Below are 12,532 nucleotides of genomic sequence, written 5' to 3'. Positions count from 1 at the left end.
CTTCAAAAAAGAAATAATATACTGATTCTACAATATATTATTTTGAAGCGCGGTCAACTGCTGCAGTAAATAATACGTCAGTTGATGAGTTCAATGCGGTTTCAGTAGAGTCTTGTAGTACGCTAATCACCATACCAATTGCAACCACTTGCATTGAAATATCAGATGAAATACCAAACAGTCCACACGCAACAGGGATCAACAGCAAAGAACCACCTGCGACACCAGAAGCACCACAAGCTGAAACTGTTGCAAGCACAGATAAAATCATCATGGTGGTAAAGTCAACATTAAGACCTAGTGTATTGACTGCTGCCAGTGTAAGCACGGTAATAGTCACTGAGGCGCCGGCCATGTTAATGGTCGCACCGAGTGGAATGGCTACACTCGCTGTAGATTCAGCAACACCCAAACGTTTTGCAAGATCTAAGTTCACAGGAATGTTCGCAGCAGAACTTCGCGTGAAGAAAGCAGTGATACCACTTTCACGTAAACACTGAAATACCAAAGGATATGGATTGCTACGTGTTACCACAGCAACCATAAGCGGGTTGATGACTAAGGCAACGAAAGCCATTGTGCCGAGTAAGACCGCCAATAAGTGTGCATAGCTTGCTAATGTGCTTAAACCTGTTTCTGCAAAGGTTACCGCCACTAGACCGAAAATACCGATAGGCGCAAAGTTAATCACCAAACGAATCACGCTATTTACTGCGTGTGCAGTATCATTGAGTAAGTCTTTGGTTGAGTCTTTGGCATGACGGAATGCAGCACCCAAGGCCACAGCCCACGCTAAAATACCAATGAAGTTTGCTTCACTAATGGCAGTTACAGGGTTAGCAATAAAGCTCAGCAGCAGGTTCTTAAAGATTTCAATCAAGCTACTTGGTGGTTGTAAGTCAGTATTTGCAGGTAAATTTAAGAACAAAGTACTTGGGAAAGCGATGCTGACAGCAACTGCTGAAAAAGCAGCCAGTAGCATACCCACGGCATACATGATGATGATAGGACGTAGATTCGCACTATGACCTACTTTAAAATTTGCAATAGAAGCAAGAACCAAGACAAATACAAGTACAGGCGCGACAGATTTTAACGCTTTAATAAATAAGTCGCCTAGCAGGCTCAAATAAGGTGCAACGCCTGGGAAAACAAGGGCTACACCAATACCCAAAATAATGGCAATAATAATTCGAGTAACTAGACTCATTCGCGCTAAAACAGAAAACATAGAGGCGCCTTGTTGAAATTACGAGGACAAAATACGGATTTTAAGTGCGCCATTTTATACCTAATTTGCTAACTGACTGAAAAATATTTAGATATAAAAATTAAGTTGTTGTAATTCCAGTTTTTATTATTCATTTTAATTCATAAAAATGACATATTTAATGGATTTTTATCATAAATGCCTGCTTGATATTTCTCACTATATTGAAAAAGTGCAAGCAGACATTCGGTCTCTTATGAAGTTTTAAGCAGCTGAGGTGAAAGGGTCTGAATGGCTTGATAGTGAGTTAAAAAGACATTCCCACTCAAATGTTTCAATAGTTTTGAGCTTTGCAGTCGATCCATCACAGGGCCTTTAACTTCGGACAAATGCAGCTGAATGTTTTGCTTGGCCAATTCTAGATTAATATCTTCCAGCATTTCTAAAGCACTCAAGTCGATACTACTCACACTGGAGCAATTAATCACCACATGGGCTAACTTAGGTTGTTGGCTCACGGCATTGATCAGCTCGCCTTTCAATATATTGGCATTTAAGAAGGTTAGGCTTTCATCTATACGCATTGACAGTACTTGTGCCGTGGTTTGAACTTGATGGCGTTCAACATTGCGAAAATGTTGCGTTCCCTCGACCAAGCCAATCACAGCAATATGTGGCCGACTAATCCGCCAAAGCAACAAAATAAAGGTTGAGATCATGCCAATGATCAGGCCGGTTGAAATATCGATACTGACAACACCAAAAAAGGTAATCCACATCGCGATACCATCTGCTTTGGAATACTTCCATGCTTCGATGAAGGGTTTAAAGTCCACAAGTTTCCATATCGAGACGATAATCGTTGCAGCCAAAATAGCTAAAGGAAGGTCCTGAAAGAAACCTGTAAAGTATAAGCTCACTACAATAATCAACAGCGAAGAGAGCACACCAGCCATAGGGGTCTGAGCGCCTGCATCTGCATTAACGACAGTACGAGAAAGGCTGCCTGCTACAGGAAAGGCCGAACTGAAACCTGCACTGATATTGGCTAACCCCAAAGCGATAAGTTCTTGGTTGCTGTTGAGTTGGCTTCGGTTTTGTAAAGCAGTGGCTTGAGCAATGGAAAGTGATTCAACAAAACTGATCATCGCGATCATAGTTGCACCTGGCAAAAGTTGCAGAACTAAAGTCCAGTTCCAATACGGCATATCGAGTGGAGGCATACCAGATGGAATGATTCCGACCGTTTTGATTCCAAGCGTTTGCAGTTGGAAAAAATAGACCAAGGCAATCGAGGCAACCACTAAAAATAAAGGAATAGTACGCGAAAGTAATACGGTCGATCCGAACAAACCTTTTAAGGCATTAGTATTCAGCAACTTTGGTGCATAAATTAAAAATGCGATTGCACACAGTCCAAACAACAGCGTACCTATGTGAGTTAAACTGATGTATTGCCAAACACTTACCACAAACTCGGGGATATTATTGGCTTTTAAAGGTAGATCGACAATAAACTTCAACTGACCCAACGCAATCAGCAAAGCAGACGCAATAATGAAACTTTGGATGACGGGGTGGCTAATCAGTTGGATGAGGAAACCAAAGCGAAATAAACCCAACAGCAGGGAAATGACACCGACCATCAGGGCTAATAAACATGCCGCTTGTATATAAACTGGTGAACCAACTTCAAACATCGAGTTCAAAGTCGCAAAGGTCATCATCGAAATGATGGCAACAGGGCCAATAGAAAGTGTGGGACTGCCACCAATGATGGCATAAATAATCATTGGGATAATGCTGGCATATAACCCAGTGATTGGCGGTAAGCCTGCCAACATGGCATAGGCCATGCCTTGAGGAACCAACATGGCAATAACGATAAAAGATGCAAGTAAATCTGACTTAAACGTAGGCGTGTCATAGTGTTTGAGCCATTGCCATGCGGGGAGATAATGGATTAGACGACGATTCCAATCAGACATAAAACAATCTAAATCATAAATATAGATATATTATGCATAAAAAATGCTAAGAAGTCTTAGCATTCGTTTTCATAGCACAGAAAATATAGAGTGATTTGGTTTAGAGACGTGGTTTTGGGCAGTACAAGCTATACAAAGTATTTAAAACTTCAATCATGCGTTCATCTTTAATGGAGTAATAAATTTGCTTACCATCACGGCGCGTATTTACCACATCACTTTTACGTAACATCATTAATTGTTGAGAAAGAGTCGGCTGTTTGATGTCGGTAATTTCTTCAATTTGAGAAACATTCAGTTCTTGTTGCGACAAATGACACAAAATTAATAAACGATCAGTATTGGCTAGAGATTTTAAAATACTCACAACAACTTCAGCAGAGTCGCGCATAGACGTTATTTCAAGTCCTGTGTTCATTTAAAACCTACTCATAAAACAAAACAACTGTGTGCTTAGTATAAAACCAAGCCGTTCATAATGCTGTCTTTTCAAGTCCAATATGCATGGCTTTTAGTGAAATAAAATATTAGCTAAAGTTATATATACTTAATATTTACATCAAAATTAGTTATTCGAAATATTACTTAAGTTCTCTATATTTATATAATTTAAGCCGATTTTTTAAATTAAAAACTCATTCTTTATGATTATTTATAATAAGCTTTGAATATTTTATCATATAGAGCATTAAAATCATAATTACAGAGCTTTTTAAAAAATTCATTATAAATTTAAAAAATACAAACATTTATTAAAAGGCATAATTATTGCTAGATAATATTTTTGACCAAAAAGTAAACTTTGAGATGAATGTACAAATTTTTCCATCCCATATAGATGATGCTGATTATGTGGTCTTATCATCGGGTTTAGGTGGACATGCGCAGTTTTGGCAGCCACAAATTCAAGACCTACAAACCAAATTTCATGTCCTAACTTACGATCAAGAAGGTTGCCATGAAAACAGTACATTATTAAAACCAGATTATTGTATACGCGATTTGGGCCAGCAGCTTTTGCTGATTTTAAAGCAACAACATATTCAACGGTTTCATTTTATCGGCCATGCACTGGGTGGTTTTATTGGTGCGGAGTTGGCATCCTTATGCCAATCGACCGAGTATCAGATGTTGTCAATCACGATTTTAAATGGGTGGGACACGTTAGATGCGCATACCTATAAATGCTTTGAAACCCGAATTAATCTTTTAACATGTGCAGGCACAGAGGCTTATGTCAAAGCACAGGCCTTGTTTTTATATCCACCAGCTTGGATTTCAGCAAATATAGAAAGTATTCAAAAACAAGAACAGTTTCAAATTCAAAACTTTCCACCGCATGAAAATGTATTGCGACGGCTAAGTGCTTTAATGGACTTTGAACTGAGCGAGGAGGTACGAGCCGCTTTGCAGAATATACCGATGCATTTGATTGCAAACCAAGATGATTTCCTTGTGCCTTACCAACGCTCACAAAACCTAAAACGGTTGTTTCCGCATGCACAGTTGACTCTTTTAAAGCAGGGCGCTCATGCAGCGACTGTAACCGAAACAGTCGTGATGAATAAGGAAATGTTGGCTTTTTTAACAGTGCTGGAAAGTTTAGTTTAGATTATCGATTGTTTAATTTGGCTTTATAAATTGAAGGTGTATAGGTTTTGAAATCTATACACCTTTTTTATTTAGGCTAAAAATATAAAAACTCTAGTTTGGATCACTTACCGCACAATCATTGATCACTCCTCACAGAGATAGTGCATAAAATAAAAACTAATTTTACTTTTTGGTAAAAAATAAAATTAATTAAAAATATTTAATATATTGAAAAATAATAATAAATAATAGTTGGCATAGCTTATGCAAATATATTTTTATCAAACTAAAGGTTAAAAGTCTTGCTGTATTTAGCCTTTGATGTTCTGCGAATAATGAAATAAGTGTAGAGGATAAACGAGATGAAAATAGGTGTATTTTGCCCGATTGGAAATAATGGCTGGCTGCTTTCGGAAACCGCGCCACAGTACATGCCTTCATTTGAACTAAACAAAAAAATTGTTCAACGTGCTGAGCATTATGGTTTTGACTTTGCTTTGTCGATGATCAAACTGCGTGGCTTTGGCGGGAAAACAGAGTTTTGGGATCATAACCTAGAAACATTTACCTTGATGGCTGGGCTCGCTGCGGTGACAAGTAAAATCCAAATCTATGCAACAGCTGCGACGTTGGTGATGCCGCCTGCAATTGTGGCACGAATGGCGTCAACCATTGATTCCATTTCAAATGGTCGTTTTGGTTTAAATGTCGTGACAGGCTGGCAAGCACCCGAATATACGCAAATGGGGATGTGGCCAGGAGATGAATACTTTGTACAGCGCTATGAATATCTTTCTGAATATGTAGAAATTTTGCGTGAACTCTGGGCGACAGGTCGTTCAGATTTTAAAGGTGAGCATTTTACTATGCAGGACTGCCGTGTGAGTCCACGTCCGCAAGCAGACATGAAAATTATTTGTGCGGGTCAGTCTGATACAGGGCTTGAGTTTTCTGCTAAATATGCCGATTACAACTTTGTTTTCGGTAAAGGGCTGAATACACCGACAGCCTATGCAGAAATCAATGAGCGTTTAAAACAGCAAACCGATAAAACAGGTCGTGATGTACAAACCTATGTGTTGTTTATGGTGATTGCTGCAGAAACTGATGAAGAGGCGCATGCGAAATGGCAAACATATAATGCTGGTGCGGATATGGAGGCGATTAATTGGCTGATGAACCAAGGTGGTAAAGATACCAAATCTGGAACAGATACCAATATTCGCCAAATGGCATCCTCGGTTTCGCCTGTGAATATCAATATGGGAACGTTAGTCGGTTCGTTTGAACATGTTGCTCACATGTTGGATGAAATTGGTGAAATTCAGGGGACTGAAGGTATTTTGCTTACCTTTGATGATTTTGTTCAAGGGGTCGAAGACTTTGGTCAGCGTATACAACCTTTGATGAAATGCCGTGAACATATCGTGGTTGAAGCGGATGCACCACGCGTTGTTTTGGAGAAAAGCGCATGAATGAATCTATAGTCTGTGCAGAATTTACAAAACAAAGTCTGCAAGCAAAAACATTAAAAGCAGAACCTGAACATATTGCTTTAGCACCTGAACACACGGCATTGATTGTGATTGATATGCAAAATGCCTATACCTCAGTAGGTGGCTATTTGGACTTGGCCGGGTTTGATGTATCTAAAACCAAACCTGTGGTTGAAAACATTCAAAAAACCATTACTGCTGCACATGCAGCTGGCATTCAGGTGATTTACTTTAAAAATGGTTGGGATGATCAGTATCGTGAAGCAGGAGGGAGTGATTCACCAAACTTCCATAAGTCGAATGCTTTAAAAACCATGCGCAAAAATCCAGAGCTGCAGGGAAAACTACTGGCAAAAGGTGGTTGGGATTTTGAGTTGATTGATGCACTCAAGCCTGAACCACAAGATTTAGTCATAGAAAAGCCTCGCTATAGTGGATTCTTTAATACTGCGTTGGACAGTATGTTGCGGGTGCGAGGAATCCGAAATTTAGTTTTTGTCGGTATTGCGACCAATGTCTGTGTCGAGTCGACTTTAAGGGATGGTTTTTTCTTGGAGTATTTTGGGGTCGCTCTTAAGGATGCGTGCTATCAAGCTGGGCCTATCGAGGCGCAAGAAGCAAGTCTCTATAACATCAAAACCTTTTTTGGTTGGGTGTCTGATACACAAAGTTTTGTGAACACCTTTGAAACCCCAAGCAGTCAAACACTGGCAAAAACAGCATAAGTCATACATACGAAAGATAGAGGAAACCTCATGCCTAAAGAAATTATTGTGCCTGAAGGCACAGCGAAACCACTTGCACCATTTGTACCTGCAACTAAGGCTGACAATATCGTTTATGTATCAGGCACCTTGGCCTTTGATGAACATAACAACGTCGTTCATGTTGGTGATGCCGCAGCACAGACTCGACATATTTTAGAAACCATTAAACGAGTCCTTGCAACTGCAGGAGGCACAATGGATGACGTCACTTTTAATCATATTTTTGTGAAAGATTGGGCCGATTATGGCGCGATTAATGCTGTATATGCCGAGTATTTTCCAAACGATAAACCTGCACGCTATTGCGTACAGACTGGACTGGTCAAGCCAGAGGCTTTGGTTGAAATCGCTTCGGTTGCACATGTGGCTTAAGTGGAATAATCAAATTTTAATGCCCTGATATACGATTTTTTAGGGCATGGAGAATACGATGAATGCAAAACTGATGAATCAAGATCAAGTTGAAACCATGCTGAATCATAAAGCACCAGAGGCAATGTTGGATCAACACACATTTCGTCAAGGTATGGCGAATCTGGGGGCTGCGGTCAATGTGATTACAACAGATGGGGGGGCAGGTCAGGCAGGCTTTACGGCATCGGCAGTATGTAGTGTGACCGATACACCGCCAACGTTGTTAGTGTGTTTAAACCGCTCAGCATCTGTGTTTGATACTTTTAAAACCAATCAAGTGTTATGTGTAAACACGTTGTCGAGTCAGCAACAACACTTATCTAATCTGTTTGGGGGGAAAACGCCAATGCCCGAACGTTTTGCTCAAGGCACATGGTCCACACTGTTGACCAATGCACCTGTATTGGAGGATGCCTTGGTGAGCTTTGATTGTGAAGTGGTACAGACTATGTCTGTAGGTAGCCATGACGTGCTGTTTTGCCAAGTCAAAGCCATGAAGCAAAGTTATGGACTAAATGCGCTGATGTATTTTAACCGTGGTTACTGTGAGCCATTACCAATGTGCTAATTCAAAAATTCCTACTTTTACAAGGAGGGGAAACCCATGCAAACAAAAGAATCGTGGTTCCCAAAATTTAAGCCTTATCAAGGCGATTTAGATACAATGCCTGTGCAAACAGATGAATATTTACCCGCAGGAAAAAGCATTATTTTGGGGTTGCAACATGCTTTTGCCATGTTCGGTGCAACCGTACTTGCCCCATTGCTGATGGGCTTTGATCCGAATCTAACGATCTTCATTACAGGCATTGGTACGATACTCTTCTTCCTCATGACCGGTGGACGTATGCCAAGCTATTTGGGGTCCAGCTTTGCCTTCATTGGAGCAGTGGTTGCAGTTACGGGTTATACAGGTGTTGGAGCAAACCCAAATCTTTCTTTAGCACTGGGTGGAACCATTGCGTGTGGAGTGCTGTACGCGTTAATCGGTTTAGTTGTGATACGCACTGGTACGGCATGGATTGAAAAGTTGATGCCACCTATTGTGACAGGTGCCATCGTAATGATTATTGGCCTACACCTCGCACCAGTTGCGATCAAAAGTGTGTCAGCCAATCAGTTTGACTCTTGGATGGCGTTAATCACGATTATTTGTATTAGTGTCATTGCTGTATTTACCAAAGGTATGGTGCGCCGTTTACTGCTACTTTTAGGTTTAGTTGCATCTTATTTTATTTACTTCTTACTCGCCAATGTCATGGGTTTTGGCACTGCAATTGACTTTGCAAAAGTCGGTCAAGCAGCATGGTTTGGTTTGCCAACTTTCCACAGCCCAACCTTTGATATAAACGCCATGATGTTGATTGCACCCGTTGCGATTATTTTGGTGGCTGAAAACTTAGGACATTTCAAAGCTGTGTCGGCGATGACGGGGAAAAATTTGTCTCCTTATATCGGACGCGGTTTCTTTGCAGATGGGGTATGTACCACACTGTCTGCCTCAGTTGGGGGCACAGGGATGACCACCTATGCTGAAAACATTGGGGTGATGGCAGTCACTAAAGTTTATTCAACCACAATCTTTGTTTTTGCAGGTGTATTTGCGATCTTACTGGGGCTTTCTCCTAAGTTTGGCGCAGTGATTAGTACAATTCCCGTTGCACTCTTGGGTGGTGCATCCATTGTGGTTTTTGGTTTGATTACCGTTGCTGGCGCAAAAATTTGGGTCGATAACAAAATTGATTTCACCAAGAACAGTACTTTAATGATTGGGGCCGTGTGTTTGATTATGGGAACAGGCAATTACAGCTTACAAATAGGGAGTTTTGACCTAGGTGGTATTGGCACCGCAACACTAGCAGCCATTCTGCTTAATCTTTTCTTGAACCGAGGCAGTGAAAAAGAGCCAGTCGTAGAAAAATCAGCAGATCAAATCAATAGCACTATTGCACACAGTTAGGAGTACATTTTGAGTCTGAATATTGCATTTATAGGACTTGGGGCAATGGGCTGGCATATGGCCTCCCATTTGCCAAAACTGGGTCATCCTGTTTGGGTGTGGAATCGCACAGCGGAAAAAGCTGCTTCACATGCGCAAACTTTTGGTACTTTGCAGGTTGAACTCCAACAAGCGATGCAAGCCGATGTGATATTTTCATGCTTACCGACCAGTGCAGATGTTGAAGCTTTAATGGCGTTATATCCACCCAAATCTGGCAGTTTATGGGTGGATTGTACCAGTGGCGTGCCTGAGTCTGCGCAGCGAATTTCCACTGATTTGGCAGCACGTGGAGTAATTTACTTAGATGCACCTGTTTCGGGTCAAACCATTGGTGCTGAACGCGGTACTTTGACGGTTATGTTGGGTGGTAATATCGCTGGATTTGAAAGGGCAAAACCTATTATTCAGGCATTTGCAGGGCTGATTGAATACGTTGGGGAAAGTGGTGCAGGCTTTGCGGTTAAGGCGGTGAACAATACGCTCATGGCAACGCATTTATGGGCACTGTCTGAAGGTTTGTCTATTTTGAAGAATCGAGGCGTTGACTTGGCTGGAGCATTGAGTTGTATTAATCACTCCAGTGGTAAAAGTATCATGTCTGAAACGGTGATGGCGCAAAAAGTTTTGAGCCGAACTTTTCAAAAAACTTTTGCTTTAAACCTGTTGCAAAAAGACATTGGTATTGCGATGGATCTGGCCGAAGAAGGACAGATGAAAACACCTGTTTTTCAAGTGACACAAGAACTGTTCTTAAAAACAGATCGAGAACAGGCTGCACAAGTAGATTTTAGCGCGGCCGTTACACAGTTAGAAAAGTGGAATAGTGTAAGGCTCGTTTAAGCTGGTCGCGCGGGAGAAAAGCATGGGAAAACTCATGCTTTTTCTGTTTAAGTGATTTATTTATCAAATAAAAACATAAGCCCAACCAAATGTCAGTTTGCATTTAAAAATCAGGGTATGATAATGAGTGGATCATTAAAAACAACATAGGAAACATTGGTATGAGTACTGACTCAGCTTTTCCAACGCCTAATAATTTAGGGATAGCGGTTTATAGTAATAATGCAGAAGCGATTGGTAACACACCATTGGTTCGTATTAACCGAATTATACAAAGTCCAGCCACCGTTTTAGCCAAAGTTGAAAGCCGTAATCCTGCATTTTCAGTAAAATGTCGTATTGGGGCTGCGCTGATTGCGGATGCGGAAGCACGCGGTGTGCTGAAAGCAGGAATGCACATTGTCGAACCAACCAGTGGCAATACAGGCATTGCTTTGGCATTTGTTGCTGCTGCAAAAGGTTATGCGTTAACCCTGACTATGCCATCAAGCATGAGTATCGAACGTCGTAAAGTGATGAAAGCTTTGGGCGCAAATTTGGTTCTCACCGATCCTGCAAAAGGGATGCGCGGTGCGGTAGAAGAAGCACAGCGTTTGTTGGATGAAAATCCTGAAACTTATTTTTTGCCACAACAGTTTGAAAACCCAGCAAACCCAGCTATTCATGAAGCAACCACTGGCCCAGAAATTTGGGATGCAACAGGTGGTAAAGTTGATATTTTAGTTGCTGGTGTCGGGACGGGCGGTACGATTTCAGGGATTTCAAGCTATTTTGAAAAAGTAAAAAAACAAGCCTTGTATTCAGTTGCGGTAGAACCTGCTGAATCGCCGATTATTGATCAAACCAAACGTGGTGAAACTTTGACGCCTGGACCACATAAGATTCAGGGCATTGGCGCTAACTTTATTCCTAAAAACTTAGACCTCGACTTGGTTGATGAAGTGATGCCCATTGATGCTGCTACAGCAATTGATTGGGCGCGTAAAACAGCAAGTCAAGAAGGTATTTTGGTGGGTATTTCAAGTGGTGCAGCGATGGCAGCAGCAGCTGAACTTGCTGCACGCCCTGAAAATGCAGGTAAAACCATTGTAGTAATCTTACCTGACGGTGGTGAACGTTATTTATCTTCAGTTTTGTTTGAAGATATTTCCGCAGACTAATTAAATATATGAAAAAAAAGCTAAACATAAAATGTTTAGCTTTTTTATACCGTTTAGAAGCTTAAAGGGCTGCGTGTGAAATTTTATCAGGTGTCATGAGGGCTTGGTTGACATACAGTTTAATCAGACGCTCACGAGAACCGATTGATTTTTGATAATGCGTTGAATTGAGTAACAATGACGCACCGTAGGTCACTGTCCATACATAAGATAAATAGTCACGAATGGACATTGCGCTGTCTAAAGACTTTAAATAGTCAGAGGTCATGTCTTTAATTTCGATAATACGTTGTTCACGTATTTGGTAGAGCTTCTCAAAAAGTTCTTTGAGTTTACGTTCATTATTGGTTAAACGTTCTTCAATAACGTGCAGTAAAATCGTACGGTTCGAGTTCAACATATTATAAAGCATGTATTCGGAAACATACGTTTTAATATCATTGTTATGCTTTTGAGAAATTTCTAGCAGGCGAGTTTCATTCAAGATAATCAGCTCTAAATAAAGTTGATTTTTACTTTTGAAATGCTTGTAGATCGTACCCTTCGCAATATCGAGTTCCGTTGCTAATTCGCTTAAGGTGATGTCTTGATTATTGTCTAATAATAAAGTCTCAGCCATGGCTAAAATTTTCTCTTTGCGTAATAGAAAATTTTGTTGGCGTACTGAAGTCATTGGCTTATTCCAGTGTATTCCATGAGAACTATAGAGAGGCTATTGAACTTGGTTGAAAATGAAAATGCAACTAAGGTCTTGGATATTACTACAATCGTTTTAAAAATATCCACTTGTTCAACAATAGAAATAAATTCAGGAACATTTTCGCATTTCGTTGTCAATAAATTTGATCTCTAGAGATCAAATTTGGGCCATTGCATTCCTTTTTCGTGATTTTTACACTATTGTCAGTATAGCCACTGTGTTCTTAGAGACGAGAACCTTTAGTGCTCAAGCCTCGAATGCAGTGCGGGTTGATAAATGGATCATCTGTCGTATGGAAAGATGTCTTATTCACGTGTGTTTATTTTAATGTCTTTATAGATGACTCGCTTTGAGACGGTAGC

12 protein-coding genes are annotated in these 12,532 nt (G+C 40.6%); 8 read left to right on the top strand and 4 right to left on the bottom strand.

Translation table 11 applies throughout. From position 1 onward, the window contains the following. Positions 1 to 37 precede the first annotated feature (37 nt). The 3 genes from sstT to ACFN7Z_RS08905 form a co-directional block, all read right to left on the bottom strand. Positions 38 to 1,231: a serine/threonine transporter SstT gene (sstT, locus tag ACFN7Z_RS08915; RefSeq protein WP_004979798.1), complete on the bottom strand. Its 1,194-nt coding sequence runs from the start codon at positions 1,229 to 1,231 to the stop codon at positions 38 to 40. Positions 1,232 to 1,464: 233 nt separating this feature from the next. Beyond that, complete coding sequence (locus tag ACFN7Z_RS08910) at positions 1,465 to 3,198, bottom strand: SulP family inorganic anion transporter (RefSeq protein WP_010326652.1); 1,734 nt, start codon at positions 3,196 to 3,198, stop codon at positions 1,465 to 1,467. Positions 3,199 to 3,298: 100 nt separating this feature from the next. Then, entirely contained in the window at positions 3,299 to 3,616 is a 318-nt protein-coding gene (locus ACFN7Z_RS08905) for a helix-turn-helix transcriptional regulator (protein ID WP_004693230.1), read from the bottom strand. 389 nt (positions 3,617 to 4,005) lie between these two features. Between ACFN7Z_RS08905 and rutD the strand changes: the two genes are divergently transcribed. The 8 genes from rutD (at position 4,006) to cysK (ending at position 11,470) form a co-directional block, all read left to right on the top strand. Continuing rightward, positions 4,006 to 4,809, top strand: a complete 804-nt coding sequence (gene rutD / locus ACFN7Z_RS08900) for a pyrimidine utilization protein D (RefSeq protein ID WP_029575017.1) — start codon at positions 4,006 to 4,008, stop codon at positions 4,807 to 4,809. Positions 4,810 to 5,153: 344 nt separating this feature from the next. Then, positions 5,154 to 6,266 carry a pyrimidine utilization protein A gene (rutA, locus tag ACFN7Z_RS08895; RefSeq protein WP_010326655.1) on the top strand — a complete coding sequence of 371 codons (1,113 nt, stop codon included), beginning with the start codon at positions 5,154 to 5,156 and terminating at the stop codon, positions 6,264 to 6,266. Then, complete coding sequence (gene rutB, locus ACFN7Z_RS08890) at positions 6,263 to 7,012, top strand: pyrimidine utilization protein B (RefSeq protein WP_010326656.1); 750 nt, start codon at positions 6,263 to 6,265, stop codon at positions 7,010 to 7,012. Before rutA ends, rutB begins: the two co-directional genes overlap by 4 nt. A 30-nt stretch (positions 7,013 to 7,042) precedes the next feature. After that, positions 7,043 to 7,426, top strand: coding sequence for a pyrimidine utilization protein C (gene rutC, locus ACFN7Z_RS08885; protein ID WP_010326657.1), 384 nt, complete (start codon positions 7,043 to 7,045; stop codon positions 7,424 to 7,426). A gap of 73 nt (positions 7,427 to 7,499) precedes the next feature. Then, positions 7,500 to 8,036, top strand: coding sequence for an NADH-dependent FMN reductase RutF (gene rutF / locus ACFN7Z_RS08880; RefSeq protein WP_228127605.1), 537 nt, complete (start codon positions 7,500 to 7,502; stop codon positions 8,034 to 8,036). Between the two features lie 36 nt (positions 8,037 to 8,072). Continuing rightward, on the top strand, positions 8,073 to 9,428 hold the full coding sequence (rutG, locus tag ACFN7Z_RS08875; RefSeq protein WP_159151521.1) for a pyrimidine utilization transport protein G: 1,356 nt from the start codon (positions 8,073 to 8,075) through the stop codon (positions 9,426 to 9,428). Positions 9,429 to 9,473: 45 nt separating this feature from the next. Next, positions 9,474 to 10,310 carry an NAD(P)-dependent oxidoreductase gene (locus tag ACFN7Z_RS08870; protein ID WP_010326660.1) on the top strand — a complete coding sequence of 279 codons (837 nt, stop codon included), beginning with the start codon at positions 9,474 to 9,476 and terminating at the stop codon, positions 10,308 to 10,310. 161 nt (positions 10,311 to 10,471) lie between these two features. After that, positions 10,472 to 11,470: a cysteine synthase A gene (gene cysK, locus ACFN7Z_RS08865; protein WP_010326661.1), complete on the top strand. Its 999-nt coding sequence runs from the start codon at positions 10,472 to 10,474 to the stop codon at positions 11,468 to 11,470. Positions 11,471 to 11,531: 61 nt separating this feature from the next. Here the strand turns inward: cysK and ACFN7Z_RS08860 are convergent, their stop codons facing one another. Beyond that, on the bottom strand, positions 11,532 to 12,143 hold the full coding sequence (locus ACFN7Z_RS08860) for a TetR/AcrR family transcriptional regulator (protein ID WP_004693224.1): 612 nt from the start codon (positions 12,141 to 12,143) through the stop codon (positions 11,532 to 11,534). Between the last annotated feature and the right edge of the window lie 389 nt (positions 12,144 to 12,532).

This window comes from Acinetobacter sp. P1332 (assembly GCF_044057475.1).
GTDB lineage: Bacteria > Pseudomonadota > Gammaproteobacteria > Pseudomonadales > Moraxellaceae > Acinetobacter > Acinetobacter johnsonii.
The sequence above is the reverse complement of the archived record's forward strand: the minus strand, read 5'-3'. Positions and strand labels throughout refer to the sequence as shown.

Bases quoted from the DNA above. Each gene is read 5' to 3' on its own strand.
- rutA (WP_010326655.1), top strand. From the start codon at position 5,154: ATGAAAATAGGTGTATTTTGCCCGATTGGAAATAATGGCTGGCTGCTT.
- rutC (WP_010326657.1), top strand. From the start codon at position 7,043: ATGCCTAAAGAAATTATTGTGCCTGAAGGCACAGCGAAACCACTTGCA.
- ACFN7Z_RS08905 (WP_004693230.1), bottom strand. From the start codon at position 3,616: ATGAACACAGGACTTGAAATAACGTCTATGCGCGACTCTGCTGAAGTT.
- rutF (WP_228127605.1), top strand. From the start codon at position 7,500: ATGAATCAAGATCAAGTTGAAACCATGCTGAATCATAAAGCACCAGAG.
- cysK (WP_010326661.1), top strand. From the start codon at position 10,472: ATGAGTACTGACTCAGCTTTTCCAACGCCTAATAATTTAGGGATAGCG.
- rutG (WP_159151521.1), top strand. From the start codon at position 8,073: ATGCAAACAAAAGAATCGTGGTTCCCAAAATTTAAGCCTTATCAAGGC.
- ACFN7Z_RS08910 (WP_010326652.1), bottom strand. From the start codon at position 3,198: ATGTCTGATTGGAATCGTCGTCTAATCCATTATCTCCCCGCATGGCAA.
- rutB (WP_010326656.1), top strand. From the start codon at position 6,263: ATGAATGAATCTATAGTCTGTGCAGAATTTACAAAACAAAGTCTGCAA.
- sstT (WP_004979798.1), bottom strand. From the start codon at position 1,231: ATGTTTTCTGTTTTAGCGCGAATGAGTCTAGTTACTCGAATTATTATT.
- ACFN7Z_RS08870 (WP_010326660.1), top strand. From the start codon at position 9,474: ATGGGCTGGCATATGGCCTCCCATTTGCCAAAACTGGGTCATCCTGTT.
- ACFN7Z_RS08860 (WP_004693224.1), bottom strand. From the start codon at position 12,143: ATGACTTCAGTACGCCAACAAAATTTTCTATTACGCAAAGAGAAAATT.
- rutD (WP_029575017.1), top strand. From the start codon at position 4,006: ATGAATGTACAAATTTTTCCATCCCATATAGATGATGCTGATTATGTG.